This is a genomic window from Flavobacterium hercynium (assembly GCF_002217285.1).
In the GTDB taxonomy this organism is placed as follows: Bacteria; Bacteroidota; Bacteroidia; order Flavobacteriales; family Flavobacteriaceae; genus Flavobacterium; species Flavobacterium hercynium.
In genome coordinates this window covers 1-21577 of record NZ_MUGW01000054.1, presented here as the reverse complement: position 1 = coordinate 21577, position 21577 = coordinate 1, and the positions used below count along the sequence as shown (strand labels likewise).

25 protein-coding genes are annotated in these 21577 nt (G+C 32.9%); 19 read left to right on the top strand and 6 right to left on the bottom strand.

The genetic code is table 11. The annotated features are described in order from the left end of the window. Window positions 1–110: 110 nt before the first annotated feature. From B0A66_RS20035 to B0A66_RS20025, 3 genes are all read right to left on the bottom strand, one after another. A complete protein-coding gene (locus tag B0A66_RS20035; RefSeq protein WP_089051635.1) occupies window positions 111–788 on the bottom strand; it encodes a hypothetical protein in 678 nt (225 codons plus the stop codon). 2 nt (window positions 789–790) lie between these two features. Further along, window positions 791–1609 carry a hypothetical protein gene (locus B0A66_RS20030; RefSeq protein ID WP_089051634.1) on the bottom strand — a complete coding sequence of 273 codons (819 nt, stop codon included), beginning with the start codon at window positions 1607–1609 and terminating at the stop codon, window positions 791–793. Window positions 1610–2037: 428 nt separating this feature from the next. After that, on the bottom strand, window positions 2038–2571 hold the full coding sequence (locus B0A66_RS20025; RefSeq protein WP_123868272.1) for a hypothetical protein: 534 nt from the start codon (window positions 2569–2571) through the stop codon (window positions 2038–2040). A 193-nt stretch (window positions 2572–2764) separates the two neighbouring features. Between B0A66_RS20025 and B0A66_RS20020 the strand changes: the two genes are divergently transcribed. The 3 genes from B0A66_RS20020 to B0A66_RS20010 all read left to right on the top strand — a co-directional run bounded on the left by B0A66_RS20020 (window position 2765) and on the right by B0A66_RS20010 (window position 3713). Next, window positions 2765–3043: a helix-turn-helix domain-containing protein gene (locus B0A66_RS20020; protein WP_089051632.1), complete on the top strand. Its 279-nt coding sequence runs from the start codon at window positions 2765–2767 to the stop codon at window positions 3041–3043. Window positions 3044–3162: 119 nt separating this feature from the next. Then, a complete protein-coding gene (locus B0A66_RS20015; RefSeq protein ID WP_089051631.1) occupies window positions 3163–3435 on the top strand; it encodes a helix-turn-helix domain-containing protein in 273 nt (90 codons plus the stop codon). A 35-nt stretch (window positions 3436–3470) separates the two neighbouring features. Beyond that, window positions 3471–3713 carry a helix-turn-helix domain-containing protein gene (locus B0A66_RS20010; RefSeq protein ID WP_089051630.1) on the top strand — a complete coding sequence of 81 codons (243 nt, stop codon included), beginning with the start codon at window positions 3471–3473 and terminating at the stop codon, window positions 3711–3713. A gap of 203 nt (window positions 3714–3916) precedes the next feature. Here B0A66_RS20010 and B0A66_RS20005 read toward each other — a convergent pair whose 3' ends face one another. Next, window positions 3917–4612 carry a DUF3575 domain-containing protein gene (locus tag B0A66_RS20005; protein WP_089051629.1) on the bottom strand — a complete coding sequence of 232 codons (696 nt, stop codon included), beginning with the start codon at window positions 4610–4612 and terminating at the stop codon, window positions 3917–3919. A gap of 59 nt (window positions 4613–4671) precedes the next feature. On the opposite strand from B0A66_RS20005, the gene B0A66_RS20000 reads away from it, so the two are divergent. Continuing rightward, entirely contained in the window at window positions 4672–6159 is a 1488-nt protein-coding gene (locus B0A66_RS20000; RefSeq protein ID WP_123868271.1) for a hypothetical protein, read from the top strand. Window positions 6160–6196: 37 nt separating this feature from the next. On the opposite strand, the gene B0A66_RS19995 is transcribed toward B0A66_RS20000, so the two are convergent. Then, window positions 6197–7162: a hypothetical protein gene (locus B0A66_RS19995; RefSeq protein WP_089051627.1), complete on the bottom strand. Its 966-nt coding sequence runs from the start codon at window positions 7160–7162 to the stop codon at window positions 6197–6199. A gap of 150 nt (window positions 7163–7312) precedes the next feature. On the opposite strand from B0A66_RS19995, the gene B0A66_RS19990 reads away from it, so the two are divergent. After that, the gene (locus B0A66_RS19990; protein WP_089051626.1) at window positions 7313–8731 is read left to right on the top strand and encodes an undecaprenyl-phosphate glucose phosphotransferase; all 1419 of its coding nucleotides are present in this window, start codon (window positions 7313–7315) and stop codon (window positions 8729–8731) included. Between the two features lie 266 nt (window positions 8732–8997). On the opposite strand, the gene B0A66_RS19985 is transcribed toward B0A66_RS19990, so the two are convergent. Then, complete coding sequence (locus tag B0A66_RS19985; protein ID WP_089051625.1) at window positions 8998–9735, bottom strand: tyrosine-protein phosphatase; 738 nt, start codon at window positions 9733–9735, stop codon at window positions 8998–9000. A 149-nt stretch (window positions 9736–9884) separates the two neighbouring features. Between B0A66_RS19985 and B0A66_RS19980 the strand changes: the two genes are divergently transcribed. The 14 genes from B0A66_RS19980 (at window position 9885) to B0A66_RS19910 (ending at window position 21453) form a co-directional block, all read left to right on the top strand. Continuing rightward, window positions 9885–11075 carry a DUF5009 domain-containing protein gene (locus B0A66_RS19980; protein WP_089051624.1) on the top strand — a complete coding sequence of 397 codons (1191 nt, stop codon included), beginning with the start codon at window positions 9885–9887 and terminating at the stop codon, window positions 11073–11075. Window positions 11076–11158: 83 nt separating this feature from the next. Beyond that, on the top strand, window positions 11159–12322 hold the full coding sequence (locus tag B0A66_RS19975; protein ID WP_089051623.1) for a glycosyltransferase family 2 protein: 1164 nt from the start codon (window positions 11159–11161) through the stop codon (window positions 12320–12322). Between the two features lie 84 nt (window positions 12323–12406). Beyond that, window positions 12407–13789, top strand: coding sequence for a dihydrolipoamide acetyltransferase family protein (locus B0A66_RS19970; RefSeq protein ID WP_089051622.1), 1383 nt, complete (start codon window positions 12407–12409; stop codon window positions 13787–13789). 220 nt (window positions 13790–14009) lie between these two features. Beyond that, window positions 14010–14780 carry a 3'-5' exonuclease gene (locus B0A66_RS19965; protein ID WP_089051621.1) on the top strand — a complete coding sequence of 257 codons (771 nt, stop codon included), beginning with the start codon at window positions 14010–14012 and terminating at the stop codon, window positions 14778–14780. A 40-nt stretch (window positions 14781–14820) separates the two neighbouring features. Next, window positions 14821–15819 (top strand): hypothetical protein, encoded by a 999-nt coding sequence (locus tag B0A66_RS19960; protein WP_089051620.1) that lies wholly within the window; start codon window positions 14821–14823, stop codon window positions 15817–15819. Between the two features lie 95 nt (window positions 15820–15914). Then, the gene (locus B0A66_RS19955) at window positions 15915–16526 is read left to right on the top strand and encodes a fumarylacetoacetate hydrolase family protein (RefSeq protein ID WP_089051619.1); all 612 of its coding nucleotides are present in this window, start codon (window positions 15915–15917) and stop codon (window positions 16524–16526) included. After that, window positions 16526–16870: an Hpt domain-containing protein gene (locus B0A66_RS19950; RefSeq protein ID WP_089051618.1), complete on the top strand. Its 345-nt coding sequence runs from the start codon at window positions 16526–16528 to the stop codon at window positions 16868–16870. Before B0A66_RS19955 ends, B0A66_RS19950 begins: the two co-directional genes overlap by 1 nt. A 214-nt stretch (window positions 16871–17084) precedes the next feature. Continuing rightward, complete coding sequence (locus B0A66_RS19945; protein WP_089051617.1) at window positions 17085–18338, top strand: CinA family nicotinamide mononucleotide deamidase-related protein; 1254 nt, start codon at window positions 17085–17087, stop codon at window positions 18336–18338. 71 nt (window positions 18339–18409) lie between these two features. Next, window positions 18410–18646 carry a 50S ribosomal protein L28 gene (gene rpmB / locus B0A66_RS19940; protein WP_008468080.1) on the top strand — a complete coding sequence of 79 codons (237 nt, stop codon included), beginning with the start codon at window positions 18410–18412 and terminating at the stop codon, window positions 18644–18646. Between the two features lie 27 nt (window positions 18647–18673). Next, a complete protein-coding gene (gene rpmG, locus B0A66_RS19935) occupies window positions 18674–18856 on the top strand; it encodes a 50S ribosomal protein L33 (RefSeq protein ID WP_017495179.1) in 183 nt (60 codons plus the stop codon). A 7-nt stretch (window positions 18857–18863) separates the two neighbouring features. After that, window positions 18864–19016 carry a DUF4295 domain-containing protein gene (locus B0A66_RS19930; protein WP_007805819.1) on the top strand — a complete coding sequence of 51 codons (153 nt, stop codon included), beginning with the start codon at window positions 18864–18866 and terminating at the stop codon, window positions 19014–19016. A gap of 262 nt (window positions 19017–19278) precedes the next feature. After that, window positions 19279–20232, top strand: coding sequence for a signal recognition particle-docking protein FtsY (gene ftsY, locus B0A66_RS19925; protein ID WP_089051616.1), 954 nt, complete (start codon window positions 19279–19281; stop codon window positions 20230–20232). Between the two features lie 503 nt (window positions 20233–20735). Beyond that, window positions 20736–21176, top strand: coding sequence for a hypothetical protein (locus B0A66_RS19915; RefSeq protein ID WP_089051614.1), 441 nt, complete (start codon window positions 20736–20738; stop codon window positions 21174–21176). Beyond that, a complete protein-coding gene (locus tag B0A66_RS19910) occupies window positions 21157–21453 on the top strand; it encodes a DUF721 domain-containing protein (RefSeq protein WP_089051613.1) in 297 nt (98 codons plus the stop codon). Before B0A66_RS19915 ends, B0A66_RS19910 begins: the two co-directional genes overlap by 20 nt. Window positions 21454–21577: the final 124 nt, after the last annotated feature.

Sequence of the window (21577 nt, the reverse complement as noted above, 5' to 3'; positions counted from 1 at the left end):
TATTAATTTCGTATTCATTACTATATTCAATTTCAAAATATTAATTCTGCTTTTGTGAGATCATTTATATTTAAAAGAAGTCAAGAAGTTTTATATCGGTTTTTGTAATATTATCCAATAACATCATATTTTGTATTATCATAAACAAAAGAACCGACTTGTAAAATATTCTTATTTTTACAATATTGTTCATGTTTGTCAATTACTTGTCCGTTCGATATCAAGCAATTTGATTTCATATTTTTAAAATCATTAAACTGTATATCCGTCAATAAGGCTTTGTCAGTTTTTAAGTCAATAATCATTGTTGCAAACTCTCTTATTGTCGTTATACTAAATTTAGTATCTCGATTTTTTTTGAATTTTGCATCCATAATTAATTCCACATCATTTTCATCTGGGTTATTACCGCTATTAATTCCTTGAAAAGAAATATCTGGTGCGCAAGTTGTTTTTGGTGAACTACTTAATTTAATGTTTGTTCCGAAACATATCTGATAAGAATTTAAAGTTTTGTTTTTAGGTTCAATTGTAAAATATGCCCAGCCATTTTTTTGAGCAGGACTTTCTGGGAATATATATTCTCCTTTACTTGTTGGAATTAATTCTATATTATAATTTTTTTGCAGATCTTTAATTATCTTCATACAGCAAAAAAACTCATAAATATTATCTCCTTTAGGTTTTGATTTAATATTTTCAAAGTGCCCGAAAGCTTGACCAGTTGTTTCCCATTTTGTTAATTTTTCAGTGGCAACTTTTAATTTTTTTATATCTTCTAGATTCATATTTATTTAAGGTTTATTGGTAACCGAGAATTTCTGAATAAGGCTATGAATTTTTGATTTTCAAAAATGGTATTTATTTTAGTATCTCTATTAGATTTGTTTAATAATGGTAAAAATTCGAGGTACTCCTCAATTAATTTTATTTGTGGTTTTAACATTTTTATTTCTGTACTTTTTTCTATATCATTAGTAAAACCTAACTTCTCTAAAGCATTATTTTCGAAAACACTATTAAATAATTCACTGGAGTTTTTAAGATAAATTATGGGTTCAATAATACTTTCTCTTACATAGTCGTACAAATAATTTAATGCCTTATCAACATCTGTTTTATTAATTAATAATGTTGGTTCTTCAATTGCTAAAAATTGGAGAAATGATTTTTGATGATCTGGATGTAGGGCATTTAAAATGGTTCCCAATATTGTTCGATTAGTATAAATTTTATCCTTTATAATTGCATCAAATTCGACATCTTCAATTCTACTATATATTCTGTTGAAATGTCTTTGAGGTGCTTTAAAATTATTTACTCTGAGTAAACTATAACTATAATCTTCTATCAATTTATGTTGTTTAAATGAAGTTTTTAATTCCAATGAAATAGTTACTTTATTGTAATTGTCATCTATCAGATCTTGTTCAATATCTGTTATTTCAAAGTATTTTGTAAATACCCATTTGTAATTGTTTTTTTCTAAAATAATTATATATTCTCCAACTTCACCAGAAAATTTTCTTTTTTGAGTAAATATGATTTTTTGATTTTTTTGATCATCCAATTTACGACCAAGATTATTAGAATTTAAGATCCAATTCATAAGTTTACAAATTTAAAGTTCCATAAGACTACTTTTTGAAATATAAGAGTTTGTTTAATTTCAGTTTGTTAATTTTAGACCATCATTATGTGCAAACTTTCGAAACTAGGTAAAGAGAATAAATAAACTGTTTTAGAAAATCTAATTTTTATAATTATCTCCCGAAACTTGTTTATTAATACTATAAAAACAGCTTCATTTAATTCCGTTGTATATAGTTTTCCCAAACATACATAAGCACTTTTACATTTCCTTACGGTTTACCATATTAGGCTACTAAAACAACAATATTAGGCTATTAATCCAAAGGGAAATACCGTAATAACACCTGTTTTACTCTATCGAATAAAAAAAGAGGTGCTTATGCACCTCTTTTTCATGTTAAATTTCAATAATAAAAGTCCCGAAGTCCGAAAACCAAACAACCATCAATAAACCTTCTCAACCTGACTCTCCAACAACAATTGACTAGCGTCCAGCATTTTGATCACATGAATATAAGGCGTAAGCAAGTCAGAATCAAATTCTACAATAGTGGGGCGTAAGGACAGATGTATGATTTCACATAAGAAAAACTCGAAGTCGGCTAAGGAATGTTCTGCGAAAGCATTTTGAAACACGATAAAAGGATTTTCGTATTCTTCGGCAGTTAAGGATGCCAGCGAGAGAATAGACCTTCTTTCGGCGGAAATTTCGGTAACCTTCCATTTTTTGCTTTTATGTTGCAGAGCCGAACAAGCTCTAAGAAAAGAACGAAGAGCGGTGTAACAGAAAAATACATCTCCCGGACATTCTTTTTGGTATACTTCATCTTTACTTCTGTAAAAAACTATTTCGCTTAAGGTTTGTTTGTAAAAAGGGAGACTTTCACAACCTAAAAAGTAATCAATAACTTCAAAAGGATTTTCTAATTCCTGGTGTGCCCAAAAAGTAGTTTCAAAAGATATTTTATTTTTTTTCATGCGGAAACGATTATAATATTGGTTTGCGATATTCATTCTAATCAAATGCTTCAAATATTTTTAGTTGAAGAATCACAAAAACATATTTTCTGGATGTATTTGAAGTGCAAATATATAAAATTATTAAAAACATGGTCGAATTCGACCATAAATTTTTTCTTTAAAAGAATCACATTAGTGGAAAAAATATATAATGGACAGTAAAGAGATTAATTTGCAACTACGAGAAAAAGTTGGAGAGAAAATAAAACTTCTGAGAAAGGAGGAATCGTATGAAAAGATTGCTTCACGATGTAATTTAGATGCAAGTAAAATCAGCAAAATTGAAAAAGGACGTATAGATTTTAGAATCAATACAATATTTGAAATTGCAAAAGGTCTTAGAGTTCATCCAATGGAATTGTTGGATATAAAATTTAGCTTCGACGAGTATTATAAAGAAATTGATCCCGCATATAAAAGTAATTCTTAAGTTTTAAATGAATTACTAATGCGAATCAAGCATGAAAAGAGAAGTTACAAATAGAAAAAATACCTTTAAAATAATGGTATATCATGCCATGAATTTTATCAAAAGCTAAGAAGATTAAAGTGACTGAAAAAGAAAAATTAGGAGAAGTATTAAGAAAACTCCGAGAAAAAGTAGACAGCTCAGATTACGATAACGAGCATATTTCTCAACAAGAACTTGCGGATAAAAATATTGCTATTACAAAACATTTAATTGGTACAATCGAAAGAGGAACTGCTAATCCTACACTGGAAAAATTAGTCTTTCTTGCAAAAGCACTAAATCTTAAAACGGCTACTATTTTAAATGTGGAAATAAACGTTGATAAATTTATTAAAGAGAATACAAAATAGAAATTAAGCTGTACCAAGTCTTCCAATTTCACATCATGAAGGAGATTAGAAAAAAATATTTTATAGCATTTGGACAAAATTTACAAAGAGTAATGGAAAAGAATAACAAAGATGTTATGACTGTTGCTTCTGTTGGAAAGATTGAACTTAAGCAGGTATACAGAGTACTTAATGGCGAGCACGGAGCATCATTAGGTACTATAATTTCAATAGCAAAGGGTTTAGATATTGAACCTAAAGAATTATTTGATTTTAAGTTTGACTTAGAAAAGGAGTGATAAAACTTTGCGTCTTGGCGCCTTTGCGTGAATTATAAAAATGATGTAAAATCACGCAAAGGCGCGAAGGCGCAAAGATGCTAAGCTAAATGTATTCGTTTAATTAAATCCACATATATGAGTGATTCTTAAATAAAAAAAAATCCATTGCCTTTACAATCAGCAAAAGCAATGAATTTTCCATTAAAAAATACTCCTTAAAATTAGTTTCCTAAACCAACACGCAAACCTAACTGAAAGTAAACACTGGTTTTTTTATCATTAATTTGATCGAAAGTAAAAATTGATTTCTCATTTCTCACGTAGTAATCACGCGTTACATTCGCAAGTCCGATACCAAATAAAGCTTCGTATAAGAAATTGTTGCTGGTGAAAATTTGTTTTCCAAGCTGAATGGCGATTCCTTCCTTGTTTTTAGTGTCAAAAACTTCTCTGCCGTTAAGACCCGGAAGTTCGTCGTAGCTTCTCTTAGTGTTTTTCGTAAAAGCCTGCAGACCTACAAACCACCCATCAAGAGCGTTGGTTCTGCGCGAAGGATAATATTTTACACCAATTCTAAAGGCATTATCTGTTTCCGGTTTTTTGTCCAGATCTTCATTTTTTAACTGGTCAAAATAGTCATCATTAGAGAAATAAGCGTAGGTGATAGCCGCAGAAGCTTCGATACTTATTTTTTTTGTAATTCGGTATTCAGCAATAATAGGAAACTCCTGTGATATTAAGGAAGTTAAATCTGTCTTTATTGCCCATCGATAAGAATTATCCGATTGATCTTTGTCTGACTGATCTGCGTTGTAAACTTTGATGTTGGACCTTTCAACTTCTTGGCTTGTAGGAGATTGCGCTGTTGCTGCGTGGTTAACTAGCAGGAGAGCAAAAAATAGTGTTAACTTTTTCATTTTGGATTTGGATTTTGTGGGCGAAAATAAGTTATTTTTGGCCGAAAAAATACCACAAAATGAAATATTTAAATTTAGTTTTCTTCTTATTTTGTATCAATTCATTTTCGCAAAGTATCAGTGTAAACTGGTCCGACAAAATGAAAAACAATGGAGATGAAGTGATTGTTGGGGGAAAATACGGAAATTATTACACCCGTAACGTTACAAAAGATAATAATGTAACTTTTAAAACTTTTGACAGTAAAGCAGTTTTCAAAAAAGAAACAGAAGCCGATTTTAAACTAGGCAAAAAAGTAGAGTACACCTATGTTAAAAACATGATGATAGGAAAGAACATCATCAACTTTTTAGGTGAAGAAAAAAGAAAAACAAAGACTTTTTCTGTTTACGCTTCTATCACAAACAAAGATTTTGTTCCGCAGGGTGAAACCTTAGTTTTGAGCGAAGTAAATGAAAAAAGTATGGTGAACTACGGAATCGGAATGTCTCCGGATTCTACTAAAGTTTACGTTTGGTCACAAATTAAAGCCGAAAAGAAAAAGAACCCAAATTCAATTCAATACAAAATCTTTGACGCAGGTTTAAAAAATCTTTTAACAGAAAAAACGGTTGAGTTACCACACGATTCAAAAGATTCGTTTGTGTACGATTGTCTTATTGATGATTTCGAAAACTTTTATGTAGCATCTGAGATTATGAAGTCAGACGATGAGCAACAACGTGAAGAATCTGAAACGTACACGAATATCACGATTTATCCAAAAAAAGGTGAAATGAAGAAAATTCCTTACACCTTTAAAAATAAGATGATCGATTCGTTCATGTTTCAGCTAACCAAGAGTAATACCTTAGTTTTTACAGGTTTTCTGTCTCCAATCATCAAAGGATTTTTGAAGAGCAAGAAAAGAGAATTGGTTTCGGATGAATTAGCAGTTGTAAAAACAGATTGTAAAACTTTTGCAGAAAAGCAAAACAAGATAATTAACGCCAGCACCTTATATCCGGATAAAGTAAGTAAGGTTTCAGAGTATGTTCCGTTTAAAGTTAGAAACTTTTATGAGCAAAAAGACGGAAGTTTGTCTATTGTTGCGGAGCAATACAAATCAGTTTATCATTCAGGTTACAAAGGAAACGGCTACTATGTGTATTACTATTGTGATATCGCCGTAATAAATCTGGATAACAAATTAGATGTTAAGGCGATGGTAAAAATGCCAAAGTTCCAAAAAGATGTAAAAAATCCATCGATATTATCTACGACTTATAAAGACAAAACGTATGTGATTTATGAGGATGAAACTAAAAACGAAACTGCCGTTACAGACAAAGATGTTAAGAAAAGCACCACGAGTATTTTTTCTAAAGACAATAACAACTCTTTATTCTTAGTAACGGTTAGCGCTAAAGGCGAAATGAAAAAAGAAATAATTTATTCTTATGATAAAAGCCCTATTAGACCAAATTTTTACAAATGCAAAACAGTAAAAGATGGTGAAATCATGTTGCATGCAGATGATTATCTAGGGATCTTAAAAATTAAATAATTTAGATTTTTTTAAATATAAAGTAAGGAGTTGGATTTTAATCTGACTCCTTATTTTTTTGGAGTAAACTCAAATCTATCCAATGCAGTTTTTGCGGAACATTCAGAATAGGTTTTCGAACCAGGGATTCGTTGCTGAGGTAATAATGAATTCCGTCTGTAGTTGTAATGCCTTCAATTTGATGAAAAGGAAGTTGCAGATCGATTCTTCGTTTGTTTCCGGAAAAAAAGTCATTGTCTTTGAAGTCATACAGCAAATACAAAAAAGGTTTTCCTATTTTGGTATAACCACAAAGTACAAGGCGTTTTTGCGATGCCAAGTACGAAGCGCCTGTTACAAGACCTTTTGTGTTGAGTGTGTCTTTTAGCTGAGCGATATGATTTCCGGCTGTATTGGGTAAAACATAAACGCTCGTTTTAGAAGTTTTCCATTCTTTGGTAAAAAGGTAAATACTGTCATTTACAACAACAAAAGCTTCACAGTCAAAATTCGTCTTATTTGGTTTTTGAGGAGTAAAATCTTTCTGATCTGCGTAGCTAAAAGATATCGTTTCGATAGGCGGATTTCCTGCCAGAAACTTTTGTTTGTCGATTTTTAGAATCTGCAAATTTTTTCTGTTGCCTGAATAGTTATTACCAAAATCACCAATATAAATATGCGAACTGTCCTGAGCGATTTCTTCCCAGTCGTGATTGGTGGCATTTTCTAAAACAATTTTTTTCTGAATTTTACCTACTGAATCCAAACCGTAAATCGTTTTATCGTGATCGTCGTTATGTGTCCAGATAAGATTTTCAAACGAAATCAGTCCCGAAGTTTCCTTAATCGAATCGCTTAATTGCGTAGAATGCTGTGGTTTTAGTTTCGTATACTCGTAATGGCAGCTTCCGTCATTTTGAGTGGCGTTTGGGTTAAAGTTTTTCGAAAGAGGATCAGTGCAGCCCGAAATTTGAGCGTAAGAGCAGGAAAGCGTTATGAAAAATAAAAAAAGAAATTTGATCATTATAGTGTTTTAAAGACGGATAAGTTAAATGTAGAATTTTTTACAGAAATAGATTCCAAAATACTATTAAAAAATACAATTTAAATGTTATTTTGCACCCACAATGTTTAAATTGATTTTGAAAAAGCAATTTAGCTGAGTTCCCCAAATATGAAGATTTTACAACAATTATCGCATTATCGCCTTTCCCGTTATTTCAAGCTTTTGTTTGTTTGTCTGGATGTGGTTTTGCTGAATATAGCCGTTTTTCTTTCTGCGTATGCGAGATTCGGAAGTCTGGACGGACTTTTACTAAAAGAAGAAAAAACAGTATCGCTTTTAGCCAATTTAGTTTGGATAGCTTTGTTGCTCTATCGTAATTCATACAGAATGATCCGAATTGAACGTATCGAATCGATTCTGAAAAGAACCATAAAAAAGCTAATCATTCACGGAGCACTTGTTGCGATTTTTGTGGTGTATCTAAAGTATGCTGATATTTCAAGATTGCGTTTGCTGTATTTTTATTTCATTTTCTTCATGTTGCTGGTGATTTCTCGCTACATCTTGATGAAAGTGCTGAAAAACATTCGTGCAAAAGGATACAATTTTAAAAAGTTCATAATCGTTGGCGCCAATAAAACAGGTGAGCGAATGCGTGAAATTTTAGCCAAAGATTTAACCTATGGCTACCGATTTTTAGGTTTTTTTGATGAAAGTGCCGAAGCGTCTAATTTTGTTTCCGTTCCCGTTCTCGGCGGATTCGATGCAATTGAAGAATTTATCATAGCAGAAAAAGTCGATGAAATGTATGTCGCATTACACATCGACAATTTAGAAGTAATTAATAAATTGGTCAAAATCTGTGAACACAATATGGTACGAATTAAATTTATTCCCGATTTTCAGCTGTATACCAAATCAAGTAAGGTCGAAGTTACTTTTTATGAAAATACGCCGGTACTCATGTTTCGTCGTGAGCCGTTAGAATTTAGTTCCAACAGAATTATAAAAAAAACTTTTGATATTTGTTTCTCAAGTTTAGTGATCTTATTGATTTTTCCGTGGTTGTTTCCCATTATTATGCTGATCATTAAGTTAGAATCCAAAGGACCTGTGTTTTTCAAACAAGAACGTTCAGGTCGTGATAATAGAACGTTTATGTGTTTGAAATTCAGAAGTATGCATATTAATGATCTCGCGCATAACAAACAAACCGAAAAAGGAGATACGCGAATTACAAAATTTGGAGCCTTTATCCGCAGAACAAGTATAGACGAATTACCGCAGTTTTTCAATGTTTTTTGGGGCGATATGTCTGTTGTAGGACCAAGACCGCACATGGTCAATTTGGCAAAAGAATACAGCGAGCTGATCAATAATTATCTCGTACGTCAATATGCGAAACCGGGAATTACAGGCTGGGCGCAGGTCAATGGTTATCGAGGTGAAACAAAGGAGCTAATCGATATGGAAAACAGAGTAGATTACGATATCTGGTACATCGAAAATTGGAGTTTACTTCTTGATATTAAAATTATTTTTAGAACCGTTATCAATATTTTCAAAGGAGAAGAAAACGCGTATTAAGAACCTGGAATCTGGGCACTAATATTATAGAGATTAGAATTGAACACCAATTTCACCAATTTTCACTAATCTATTGAGGTGAATTTTGGTTTGTGTTATATTATAGAGATTAGAATTGAACACAAATTTCACCAATTTTCACTAATCTATTGAGCTAAATTTTGGTTTGTGTTATTAATAAAAAAAAAAATAATTCGTGCAAATTTGTGAAATTCGTGTTGATTTTAAAACTGTGTGCACACGGTAATACTAATAACAATCTTTTTTTAAAACTTGAAAAACTGATTGTTCGCAATAATTTCTTTTAATGCTCCAATGCTGTCTACTTTTATTTTTTGATTCAGTCTTTCGATGTGTATTTTATGATGTACATCAGTTCCTGAAAAATCATACATGCCTTGTTTCAGTAATTTTTCAGCAATACCCGCAATCGTATTACCGTAATGTCCCGTAACAGCTAGTAAATTCAGCTGAAACAAACAGCCTGCTTTTTTTAGTTTAGTATATTCGTCAAAATTTTTATGACAGAATAAATAGCGCTCAGGATGTGCCAGCACCGGAATATAACCCGCAACCTGCAATTCAAAAAGAACACGGTACAATTCTACAGGAGCATTCATAAATGACATTTCGACCAAAACATAATTGTCTTTTAGAGTCAATAGTTTTTCTGACTTAAAAAGATTTTCGAAATGATCATCAATTAAATATTCTGCAGCGGCCTTAAACGGCAATGTGATATTGTTAGTAGTCAGAAGCGTTTGCGTTTCTTTTTGGTTGGCGATAATAACATTAGAAGTATTTTTCCAAATATGTTCACTTACGTGTGGAGTAGTAATAAATTGAGAAAAACCAATTTCCTTAAAAGCTTTAGTCAGCTTTATAGTATCGGCTATATTTTTAGCACCATCATCTAATCCCGGTAATATATGCGAATGAATATCAACATAATTTTCAGTGAGCAGGTCTACTAAGAAAGGTTTAGATGTAAAGAATGATAACATAGTGCAAAAGTAGTCAATTGAAAGCCTTCAAAGTTGATATGCCTTGTTTATTTAAATTCAAACAGATAATAATAAATATAATTAGTTTATAGATAACTCGGCATTTTAGAATTATATTATATTTGACTTTATTAAAAATCGAGTTTTTTATGAAAATCAAGGAGAATCTGTACAATAAAAGAATCATTTCGATAGACGCTTTGCGCGGTATTACCATTTTTGTAATGATTTTTGTCAATGAGTTGGCAAGCGTAGCAAATGTTCCGCAATGGATGAAACACATGCCTGCCGATGCCGATGCTATGACTTTTGTCGATGTCGTTTTCCCTTCCTTTATGTTTATTGTCGGAATGTCGATTCCATTTGCCTTTAATGCCCGATTACTAAAAGGAGATTCACCTAAAATAATCTGGTTGCATACCTTCAAAAGAGCCATTGCTTTAATCATCATTGGTGTTTTTATGGTCAATGCAGAATACGGTTATGATGCTTCAAAAATGATTATTACACCAGCTTTCTGGGGACTTTTGGCGTATGCAATGCCCATTCCTATTTGGAACAAATACCCAAAAGACTTTTCGGTTTGGTTGAAAAATATCCTCCAATATGGCGGAATCTTAGTTCTTGTGGCGCTTTATTTTATTTATGTTCAGGATACAGGCGAAATAGGAATGACGCCAAAGTGGTGGGGAATTCTCGGTTTAATTGGTTGGGCATACCTGATTACCGTAGTTTTTTATTGGCTGGTTTCAGGCAAATTATGGGCAATGATAACCTTTTTGGTTGTTTGTGTAGTGGCAAATGCCATCAACCTAACCGAAGGAATTGCTTTGTCACAAGTAGCATGGTTCAATTTTATAGCAGGACATTTGGCGCATGCCGCAGTTGTAACCGCAGGAATAATTATCTCCTTATTATTTTTTGATCGTAAAATACCAATGAAAATCAATTGGCCGGTGCTACTGTTTATCGTTTTGTTTAGCGTTACCGGATTGTTGCTAAGACCGTATTACGGAATTTCAAAAATTAAAGGAACACCATCATGGACGATGTTTTCAGCAGCGATCTGTACCGTCTTGTTTTATTTTCTGTATTGGCTCATGGAAATAAAAAAGCAAACCAAATGGAGCGACTTTTTTATGCCAGCCGCTGCAAATCCTTTGCTGATTTACATTTTACCCGGCATCATTTATTATTTCAATCTGGCTTTGAATATTCAAATCATTCCCGCTTATTTTCGAGAAGGACTTCCTGGTATTATTTGGTGTTTGCTATTCTCAACCATTATGTTATTTATGATGAAAATATTCAACCGATTCAAAATTCAATTGCATCTTTAATAAAAGTAAAAATTAGTATGCATTCCGATGAGGTTTAGCTGAAAAGTTCTAACTTTCGATCCAAACAAACCCTTTATTTTTTCATGCAATTATCAATTGTTATTCTTAATTACAATGTGCGTTACTTTCTGGAACAATGCGTTTTAAGCGTTCAGGAAGCGATCGTGTCACTTGATGCAGAAATTATCGTCGTAGATAATAATTCATCAGATGACAGCTGTTTGATGATGCAAAGTAAATTTCCGAATGTCAGACTAATTCAAAACAAAGAGAATTTTGGTTTTCCAAAAGGAAATAATATAGGAGTTGAACACGCAAAAGGAAAATATGTTTGTATTCTAAATCCTGATACCGTTGTTGCCGAAGATACCTTTGCAAAAGTTTTGGCTTTCGCCGAAGGACAACAGGAACTCGGAATTATAGGCTGCAAATTGATTGATGGTACCGGAGAATTTTTGCCCGAAAGTAAACGTGGCATTCCCACGCCTTGGGTCGCCTTTACTAAAATTTTCGGATTGTATAAAATCTTTCCCAAGTGGCATGTATTCAATCAATATTATGCACAACATGTAGGCGAGAATCAAACAGGAGAAGTCGCTATTTTAGTGGGTGCTTTTATGGTGCTGGAGCGTGACCTGTATTTGGAACTCCAGGGTTTTGATGAAAATTGTTTTATGTATGCCGATGATATCGATTTGTCGTATCGTGCGTTGCAACAGCAAAAAAAGAATTACTACTTTCATGACACCACCGTTTTACATTATAAAGGAGAAAGTACCGTTAAAGACGAAAAGTATATGAAGCGTTTTCAGGAAGCGATGCGTTTTTTTTATCATAAACATTTTAGAAAATCGTTCTTTTTTGAGTTGTTTATTCAAATCGGAATCATTTTTTTCTCTTTTGTAAAGATGTTTCAGGGAAAACCAAAAGCAAAACAGTTACCAGAAAGTTACATTTTTTATTCCTCAAATGACTTTTTACGACAAAAATTGGGCTCAATTTTGAAAAATAAAGTGTTGTTTTTAGATTTCAAAAAAGAAAAAATGGTAAATTCGTCCCATCAATTTAAGGGCAAAAGTGTGGAGATTGTTTTGGATAATCAGTATGTTTCATTCAAAAAATGTATCAAAATCATAGAAACTCTTAAAGATAAACGCATTACTTTTAAGATTTTCCCCAAAAATACAAATTTTATTATTGGAAGCGATTCCAGAAATGACAGGGGGCAAATTATAAAAATTGAGTAAAAAATTATATTTAATGTAATTTATATTTAAAATATTCAGTAATTTCGCAATCTGAAAATTAAAATCACCCTTGAGGTTAACAATATGGCAAGATTTGAATTAAAGCTTCCTAAAATGGGAGAAAGTGTCGCTGAAGCAACTATTACCAACTGGTTGAAAGAAGTGGGAGACAAAATTGAAGCTGATGAAGCTGTACTGGAAATCGCAACTGATAAAGTCGATAGCGAAGTACCAAGTGAAGTGTCAGGAATTTTAGTTGAACAGTTGTTTGGCAAAGATGATTTAGTTCAGGTTGGTCAAACCATAGCCATTATCGAAACAGAAGGTGGTGATGTGCCGGTTGTAGCAACGCCAGAAGCAGCAGCAACTCCTGTTGAAGCTGTAGAAATTGAAAAAACAATTGAAGTAGCCAAAGAAACAGTAGCGGCTCCTCAGGATTTTTCAGGTTCAGATAAATTCTTTTCTCCTTTAGTAAAAAATATTGCAAAAGAAGAAGGTGTTTCAGTTACTGAATTAGAAAACCTTTCCGGTTCAGGAAAAGAAGGCCGTGTAACAAAAGAAGATATTCTAAAATACGTTGAAGATCGCAAATCAGGTACTATCACAGCGCCAAAAGCGGTTGCAGAAACGCCAAAGGTTGTTGAAGAAGCGCCAAAAGCAGCTGAAGTAGCTCCACAGGTAGTAGAAACAGCGCCAAAAGCAGTAGAACAGCCAGTAGCTCAAAAAAGTCAGCAAGCAGTTCCGGTTTCTGTAAACGGAGGTGACGAGATTATCGAAATGGACAGAATGCGTAAACTGATTTCAGGATACATGACAGCATCTGTACAAACATCTGCTCACGTACAATCTTTTATCGAGGTCGATGTAACCAACATTGTAAAATGGAGAGATAAAGTTAAAGCAGCTTTCGAAAAGAGAGAAGGCGAGAAGTTGACTTTTACACCAATTATGATGGAAGCGGTTGCAAAAGCATTAAAAGATTTTCCGGGAATGAATATTTCTGTAAATGGAGATTACATCATCAAAAAGAAAAATATAAATTTAGGAATGGCTGCGGCACTTCCAAACGGAAATTTAATTGTTCCTGTAATTAAAAATGCTGATCAGTTAAATCTTGTTGGCATGGCAAAAGCGGTAAACGATTTAGGAAACCGTGCAAAAGCAGGAAAACTAAAACCAGACGATACACAAGGCGGAACGTACACGGTAACAAACGTTGGAACTTTTGGCAGTGTGTTTGGAACGCCAATTATCAATCAGCCACAAGTAGGAATTCTTGCTTTGGGCGCGATTAGAAAAGTGCCTGCAGTAATCGAAACTCCGGAAGGTGATTTTATTGGAATCCGTCAAAAAATGTTCTTGTCACACTCTTACGATCACAGAGTAGTAGATGGCGCATTAGGAGGAAGTTTTGTGAAACGCGTAGCAGAATATTTAGAAGCTTTTGATATAGACAGAGATTTCTAAAAAGAATTAAAATTAAAATAAAACCCGGAAGCTTTTTTTAAAGTATTCCGGGTTTTTGCTTTTAAGTGCCAACATTCCGCTTCTTTTTGAGAATTTAATGTGAAAATAGCTTTTAGTTAATTTATCCCTAAATAAGTTATGTTTTTTTGCCCAAAAAAAATGAATAAAATGAGATAAATTCGTCTTTAAAAATTACATTTGTAATCTTATAAAATTAAAAATGGAACTGAAACTCAACAAACCAATCTGCTTTTTTGATCTTGAAACCACTGGTATAGACATTGGAAAAGACAGAATCGTAGAAATTTCAATATTTAAAGTTTTTCCAAACGGAAATAAAGAAAGTAAAACCTGGTTGGTGAATCCAACGATTCCAATTCCTCCACAAACGACCGCAGTTCATGGTATTACCGATGAAAAAGTAGCAAACGAACCTACTTTTGCAACGTTGGCGCCACAAATTCATAATATGATTAAGGATAGCGATTTAGGCGGATTCAATTCTGACCGTTTCGATATTCCTTTATTGGCAGAAGAATTACTTCGTGCAGGTGTAGACTTCGACATGAAAAATAAAGTTTCAGTCGATGTACAGACCATTTTTCATAAAATGGAAGAGCGTACTTTAAGTGCTGCTTTGAAATTCTATTGCGGAAAAAGTCTTGAAAACGCACACTCTGCAGAAGCGGATACAATGGCAACTTACGAAATCCTGAAAGCGCAATTAGACCGCTATCCGGAATTAGAAAATGACATGAAATCATTGTCTGAATTTACAACGCGTAAAAGAATCGCTGATTTTGCCGGAATGATTGCTTTTGATGCTGATAACGAAGAAGTATTTACCTTCGGAAAACACAAAGGTGTAAAAGTCGATAAAGTGCTGGAAACAGAGCCGGGTTATTTTAGCTGGATTCAAAATGCCGATTTTCCGTTGTACACCAAAAAGGTTTTAACCGCGATCAAATTAAGAAAGTTAAATACGAAATAGACTTTTGTAATGTTTGAAATATATTAAGATTAAAAAAAATATGATTAAAAAACTATCTTTTACTGTTTTATTGATTTTTAATTTTGCTTTTTCTCAGGGAAATTATAATGATAGTATAAAAAAAGTTATTGAAAAAGACTTTGCTAAAATTGGGATTGCAGAATTTAAAAATTTAGTTCCTTTTCATACTTTCAAAGGAATGGGGTATTTAAATTCAAAAGATAATAAAGTGGTGGTGAAGCCAACATATTCAAACTTGGATTTTTCTAAACCAAATCTGAAAGGCAGATATAAACAAATATTTTTTGAAATTGACAGCAAGACCAAGGATGTGAAAATATTTGATGATAATTTTAGGATTATGGGAATGGGATCTGATTCATCCGAAAGCAACAAAAAAGATAGTAGTATCAGTCAAGGTTTTTCGGTTGATATTGATAATAATAAAATTTATTCTTATTCCAGTAGTTACTCTTCAGAACCATATTTGTTTTTATATAAAAAAAATTATTATGCAATTGTAGAGAAAGATGGTAAGTATGCAGTTGTTAGACGTAACGGAGAAACTTTGGAGAACTTAGGTTTTGAATATACAGCATTAAAAAAATATGATATAGGAAATAATATTGTGTGGTTTAAGTATAAGACTAAAGATAATCAAGAAGGTTTTGTGAATATAAATGGAGAGAAAAGGGTTGTAAATAATCTAATCAAAGATAGTAACAATAGAATTCAAGGTTTTTTTGATTTTATTGATACAAAATCATCTATTACAACAAAGTATTATGGTTATTCAATTGAATATAATGATAAGTTGTATGGCGTATTTGATTTGATCAACATGGATTGGTTAATTAAGCCTCAAAAAAAGTTTAAAATTATAGATATTAATTATTCTGTCGAAGAGCCTTTAAGTGAAAAGTATGATTTAAATGACAGGAAAAAACTAAAATTTTATTTTTTAATTGGTGATGGAGATAAAGCCAAGGATTACTATATAGATTCGGAATTCACAAAATATATTCCTAAAAATAAATAATATAATGTCTGGTTTCTTATTCATAGCTGATTTCTAGATAATAAAGAAATTAGGCGATTTTTTTAGAAAGCAGTAATTTAATTAATGAAATAGAAATGAAGATCATTTGTATCGGTAGAAATTATACCAATCATATTGAAGAATTAAAAAATGAGCGTCCTACAGAGCCGGTAGTTTTTATGAAGCCGGATTCTGCTGTTTTGTTAAAACAGCATCCGTTTGTAATTCCGGAATTTTCTGAAGACGTACATCACGAAATAGAGATAATTGTAAAAATCAATAAGGTAGGGAAATACATAGAGCCTAAATTTGCTCATAAATATTATGACGAAATTAGTGTGGGTATCGATTTTACTGCCCGCGATTTGCAGGAAAAACTAAAAACAAAAGGGCTGCCTTGGGAAAAAGCAAAAGCATTTGACGGTTCAGCCGTGATTGGTGATTTTGTTCCTAAAACAGATTATGTTTCTGTCGAAAATCTTAATTTTGAATTAAAAAACAATTCTGAAACAGTTCAAAAAGGAAACACTAGTTTTATGCTTTGGCAAATAGACGAACTTGTAGCGTATGTATCGCAATATTTTACCTTAAAAATTGGCGATATTATTTTTACGGGTACGCCGGCAGGAGTTGCAGCTGTAAAGCCAAATGATGTTTTAGAAGGCTTTTTAGAAGATAAAAAATTATTTAGAATACAAGTAAAATAATGGCTTTAAAATATAACCTTTCGAAAGTGTATGCACTTTCAGATAATGATCCTGAGTTTGTAACGGAAATTCTGAAACTGTTTGTAACCGAAGTTCCAGAAGATTTAAAGCAAATAAAAGAAGGAATCAAAAAGAAAGATCATAAGTATGCTTACTCTTACGCGCATAAAATAAAGCCTACGTTAGATTTGTTGGGTTTAAATGTTGCTTTTGAGGAAATCCTTCAGGTAGAAGCCTGGACAAAAGCAGAAGGCAAGAAAAAAGAAATTGTTGAAACCTTCAAGAGCATCAAAATACAAGTAAAAGACGCCATCAAAGAAATCAGAAAAGACTTTGATGTATAGTAATTTGGGCGTGCCCCTGTTTTTGACCTTTTTAATGTAGGTCAAAAACAGGGTCGGGTCATCCACTATATCTTTTGTTCCATAAAATTCAGAGTAAAATAAGGCGTTTCATTTTGTCACAAAAGGATGCCGTTTCTACCCCTCACGCAAACTCATTGCGGCAAGCATCTGGCTTGCTAATGTCGTACCAAGCGACAAATAAAAATATACTAATATGAAAGCAACCATCATAACAATAGGAGATGAAATTTTAATTGGTCAAATCGTAGATACAAATTCTGCTTTTATGGCCAAAGCATTAGATCGAATTGGAGTCGAGGTACACGAAATGATTTCGATCAGCGATGATAAAAAGCATATCCTGAATACTTTTGCCCAATTGCAAAACAAAGTAGATATCGTTCTTATTACAGGAGGATTAGGGCCAACAAAAGACGATATCACCAAAAAGACATTCTGCGAATATTTTGATGATGAGTTAGTGGTCGATCAGAATGTTCTGGCTCACGTAACAGAAATAATAGAAGGATTCTACAAACGTCCTATTTCGCAATTAAACAAAGATCAGGCACTCGTTCCGTCCAAATGTACCGTATTACATAATAAGATGGGTACAGCGCCTGGAATGTGGATGAAAAAGGAGAATACAGTGTTTGTATCGCTTCCCGGAGTTCCGTATGAGATGAAATATCTGGTAGAAGAAGAAATAGTTCCTAAAATTGTACGCGAATACAAACGTCCATATATCATTCATAAAACGATATTAACCTATGGTCAGGGCGAAAGCTTGGTCGCAGAGCGTATTGAAGCGTGGGAGAATAATTTGCCTGAATTTATCAAGCTGGCGTATTTGCCTAATCCGGGAAGAGTACGTTTGCGAATGACAGCAAGAGGAACAAATAAAGAAATACTGGAAGCTGCAATCGAAGAAAATGTAAGAACATTGGATTTGATTATTCACGATATTATTGTAGGATATGAAGAAAATGAAACCATAGAATCTGTGGTTGGAAAAATGCTGGCCAAACAAAATAAAACGATTTCGACTGCAGAAAGTTTTACAGGCGGAAAAATTGCTGCAACTATGACAGCTGTTTCGGGATCATCTAAGTACTTCAAGGGCAGTGTAGTTTCGTATGCAACCGAGGTTAAGGTCAATGTTCTCGGTATTTCGCAGGATTTAGTGGATCAATTTTCGGTAGTTAGCGCAGAGGTTGCATCGGCTATGGCTTTGAAGGTGAAAGAGATACTTAAAACAGACTATGCAATTGCAACAACTGGAACCGCCGGACCAACAAAAGGAGACTCCGATGCTGAAATTGGTACTGTTTTTATCGCTTTGGCCACTCCAAATGATATATTTGTCGAAGAATTTAATTTTGGCCAACCACGTGAAAAAGTGATAGATAGAGCGGTGAATAAGAGTTTTGAAATATTACAGAAAGAAATTTTAAAAAATGTGTTGTAATTTTTTGTTTCAATCGTTTATTTTTCTTTTCTTTGCACCCTGATTTTGAATAACGATAAAAGATAAGTATAATGTCAAGAGTTTGTGACCTTACAGGTAAAAGAGCGATGGTAGGAAATAACGTTTCTCACGCTATGAACAAAACTAAGAGAAAGTTTTCTGTAAACTTAGTTAAAAAGCGTTTTTATCTTCCAGAAGAAGATAGATGGATTACTCTTAGAGTAGCAGCATCTACGATAAAAACAATTAATAAAAATGGAATCACTGCTGTTTTGAAAAAAGCACAGTCAGAAGGATTTATCAAATAATCTTTTCCTAAATAAATATATAGCAAGATGGCAAAGAAAGGTAATAGAATCCAAGTAATTTTAGAATGTACTGAACACAAGACTTCTGGTGTTGCAGGTACTTCAAGATACATAACAACTAAGAACAAAAAAAATACTCCAGACAGATTAGAGATTAAAAAATTTAATCCAATCTTGAAACGTGTAACTGTTCATAAAGAAATTAAATAATTAAGTCATGGCAAAGAAAACCGTAGCATCGTTACAGACGTCTTCTAAAAGATTGTCTAAAGCCATTAAAATGGTAAAATCTCCTAAAACTGGTGCATATACATTCGTAGAATCTATTATGGCTCCTGAAGAAGTTGATACTTTCTTGAAAAAGAAATAATAACAATTACAGCATATAGAAAAGCTACTTTCCTTCGGAAGTAGCTTTTTTATTTTTATATTTGTCTAAAATTTTATTGAAGGATAAGAATTAGCTTTTTTTTAAGTAATTGTTCCCGTTATTCACAATATCTTTACTTGATTAAATCAAGAAGATCGGATGGTGTTGTGTTAAGGTTCGATTTAGTTATTTTCTTCTTTAAAAAACAGGATTATTAGATTGCTAAACGATCTATGATCTAAAAACTAATACCCTATTTAAAATGAGTTTTTTTAAAAAATTATTTTCTACTGATAAAAAAGAGACTTTAGACAAAGGTCTTGAAAAATCAAAAACTACTTTTTTCTCTAAGTTAAGTAAAGCCGTTGCCGGAAAATCTAAAGTCGATGATGATGTATTAGATGATCTGGAAGAAATTCTTGTAGCATCTGATGTTGGTGTAAATACAACATTAAAAGTGATTTCGAGAATTGAGAAGCGCGTTGCAGAAGATAAATATTTAGGAACAGAAGAATTAAATCAGATTCTTCGTGAAGAAATTGGTGCTTTGTTATCTGAAACAAACAGAGGCGAAGCAACAGAATTTGAAATTCCGAAAGATAAAAAACCATACGTTTTAATGGTAGTTGGAGTTAATGGAGTTGGTAAAACAACAACCATTGGAAAACTAGCGTACCAGTTCAAAAAAGCCGGTTATAAAGTAGTTTTAGGTGCAGCAGATACTTTTCGTGCAGCAGCTATCGATCAGTTACAAGTTTGGGCTGACAGGGTTGGAGTTCCAATTGTGAGACAAAATATGGGAAGCGATCCAGCTTCAGTAGCTTTTGATACTTTGCAGTCAGCAGTAGCGCAAGATGCTGATGTTGTTATTATTGATACAGCAGGACGTTTACACAATAAAATAAACTTGATGAACGAACTTACCAAAGTAAAACGTGTGATGCAAAAAGTAGTTACGGATGCTCCTCATGATGTGCTTTTGGTTTTAGATGGTTCTACAGGTCAAAATGCTTTTGAACAAGCAAAACAATTTACAGCTGCTACAGAGGTAACTTCGCTTGCGGTAACCAAATTAGACGGAACTGCAAAAGGTGGTGTTGTGATTGGTATTTCTGACCAGTTTCAGATTCCTGTAAAATACATTGGTGTAGGTGAGGGGATTGAAGATTTACAGGTCTTTAATAAATATGAATTTGTAGATAGTTTTTTTAAATAATATTTTAGATTATCAAATGAGTTTTTCTTCTTTAAAAAATATTACGCCCCTTACTTTTTATTTTGGAAGCGTTGTTTGTTTTGTTTTAGCAAATGTAATTAGAGATCAGACTTTGTCTTTTTACTATGTTTTATTGGTTTTAGGAATTGCATTCTTTTTTATGGGAATCCTGAAAAGATTGAAAACAAAGCGATAAATTACCCGAAATACAAAAAAAAACTTTTATAAGATTTTATCAAAATAGCATTTGAAGCCTTTTTCGGGGTGATGATGATTTGATTGAAATCTTATTTTTGTTTTTGTCAATTTTGACTTCTTTTGAATTTATAAGTTTAACTTTGTAAGTCACAAAACGATTTTAGGATAGTGAAGTTCTAGCCCTGATGGAAGCGGCATCCTTTTTCTTGCTTCTTTAGCAAGGAAAAGATACAGCGGACAGCAGGATTAAGATCCTGACTCCTAAACTTAGCATAAATAATTATTGAATTTTAATATAGTATACGATGAAAAACACTTTTATGATTTTGGTTTTGTCCCTTTTGTTTGTGGGATGCAAGCAGGAAATAAAGCCAACAGATATTGCTAAACTAAATGGCTATTGGGAAATCGAAAAAGTAGTTTTTGAGAAAGGGGAAGAAAAAGATTATGGCATGAACGAAAGCTTTGATTTTTTTGAAATGAAAGGGAATAAGGGAACGAGAACTAAAGTGATGCCACAACTTAACGGAACTTTTCAGACGAGTAATGCATTCGAATCTGTTGTCGTAAGGTCTACCGAGAAAGGAACTTTTCTGGATTATACCACAGAATATGCAAAATGGACAGAGGAGCTGATTTCCATATCGGATAAAGAATTTGTCGTGAAGAATGACCAGAATAAAGAATATTATTATAAAAAAACAGGACCGGTAAACTTATTAAACGATGGCAAAGAGACTAAATAATCAAAGCACAATTGGGGCTGTTTTACAGGAGATTCTTTCGGCTAATAAATTGCAACCCGGAATGGATCAAGTTGATGTTAAGGAAGCCTGGAGACAGTTGATGGGGAATGGTGTTAATACGTATACTAAAAACGTTGTTCTAAAAGGAAGCACGCTATATGTTGAATTAGGTTCAGCGGTATTAAGAGAAGAATTGAGTCACGGTAAATCTAAAATCATCAAAATGATAAATGAAGAATTAAGACGTGATGTGGTTAAGGAAGTGGTTTTGCGCTAGACTTGCTTAGATTTTTAGATTTCTTAGACTGGCTTAGATCTTTAGAATTTTAGATTGTTAGATCTTTAGATTCTTGGATTTTTAGAATTTTAAAACTGAAATAGTGACTAGTCCTAAATAATCG

Excerpts from the sequence above, each read along its gene's own strand:
- B0A66_RS19995 (WP_089051627.1), bottom strand. The coding sequence starts at position 7,162 with ATGATCAAATTTCTTTTTTTATTTTTCATAACGCTTTCCTGCTCTTAC.
- B0A66_RS20020 (WP_089051632.1), top strand. The coding sequence starts at position 2,765 with ATGGACAGTAAAGAGATTAATTTGCAACTACGAGAAAAAGTTGGAGAG.
- B0A66_RS19930 (WP_007805819.1), top strand. The coding sequence starts at position 18,864 with ATGGCAAAGAAAACCGTAGCATCGTTACAGACGTCTTCTAAAAGATTG.
- B0A66_RS19945 (WP_089051617.1), top strand. The coding sequence starts at position 17,085 with ATGAAAGCAACCATCATAACAATAGGAGATGAAATTTTAATTGGTCAA.
- B0A66_RS19950 (WP_089051618.1), top strand. The coding sequence starts at position 16,526 with ATGGCTTTAAAATATAACCTTTCGAAAGTGTATGCACTTTCAGATAAT.
- B0A66_RS20005 (WP_089051629.1), bottom strand. The coding sequence starts at position 4,612 with ATGAAAAAGTTAACACTATTTTTTGCTCTCCTGCTAGTTAACCACGCA.
- B0A66_RS19960 (WP_089051620.1), top strand. The coding sequence starts at position 14,821 with ATGATTAAAAAACTATCTTTTACTGTTTTATTGATTTTTAATTTTGCT.
- B0A66_RS20010 (WP_089051630.1), top strand. The coding sequence starts at position 3,471 with ATGAAGGAGATTAGAAAAAAATATTTTATAGCATTTGGACAAAATTTA.
- B0A66_RS19970 (WP_089051622.1), top strand. The coding sequence starts at position 12,407 with ATGGCAAGATTTGAATTAAAGCTTCCTAAAATGGGAGAAAGTGTCGCT.
- B0A66_RS19955 (WP_089051619.1), top strand. The coding sequence starts at position 15,915 with ATGAAGATCATTTGTATCGGTAGAAATTATACCAATCATATTGAAGAA.
- B0A66_RS20035 (WP_089051635.1), bottom strand. The coding sequence starts at position 788 with ATGAATCTAGAAGATATAAAAAAATTAAAAGTTGCCACTGAAAAATTA.
- ftsY (WP_089051616.1), top strand. The coding sequence starts at position 19,279 with ATGAGTTTTTTTAAAAAATTATTTTCTACTGATAAAAAAGAGACTTTA.
- B0A66_RS19910 (WP_089051613.1), top strand. The coding sequence starts at position 21,157 with ATGGCAAAGAGACTAAATAATCAAAGCACAATTGGGGCTGTTTTACAG.
- B0A66_RS20000 (WP_123868271.1), top strand. The coding sequence starts at position 4,672 with ATGAAATATTTAAATTTAGTTTTCTTCTTATTTTGTATCAATTCATTT.
- B0A66_RS20025 (WP_123868272.1), bottom strand. The coding sequence starts at position 2,571 with ATGAAAAAAAATAAAATATCTTTTGAAACTACTTTTTGGGCACACCAG.
- rpmG (WP_017495179.1), top strand. The coding sequence starts at position 18,674 with ATGGCAAAGAAAGGTAATAGAATCCAAGTAATTTTAGAATGTACTGAA.
- B0A66_RS19980 (WP_089051624.1), top strand. The coding sequence starts at position 9,885 with ATGAAAATCAAGGAGAATCTGTACAATAAAAGAATCATTTCGATAGAC.
- rpmB (WP_008468080.1), top strand. The coding sequence starts at position 18,410 with ATGTCAAGAGTTTGTGACCTTACAGGTAAAAGAGCGATGGTAGGAAAT.
- B0A66_RS19975 (WP_089051623.1), top strand. The coding sequence starts at position 11,159 with ATGCAATTATCAATTGTTATTCTTAATTACAATGTGCGTTACTTTCTG.
- B0A66_RS19985 (WP_089051625.1), bottom strand. The coding sequence starts at position 9,735 with ATGTTATCATTCTTTACATCTAAACCTTTCTTAGTAGACCTGCTCACT.
- B0A66_RS19915 (WP_089051614.1), top strand. The coding sequence starts at position 20,736 with ATGAAAAACACTTTTATGATTTTGGTTTTGTCCCTTTTGTTTGTGGGA.
- B0A66_RS20030 (WP_089051634.1), bottom strand. The coding sequence starts at position 1,609 with ATGAATTGGATCTTAAATTCTAATAATCTTGGTCGTAAATTGGATGAT.
- B0A66_RS19965 (WP_089051621.1), top strand. The coding sequence starts at position 14,010 with ATGGAACTGAAACTCAACAAACCAATCTGCTTTTTTGATCTTGAAACC.
- B0A66_RS19990 (WP_089051626.1), top strand. The coding sequence starts at position 7,313 with ATGAAGATTTTACAACAATTATCGCATTATCGCCTTTCCCGTTATTTC.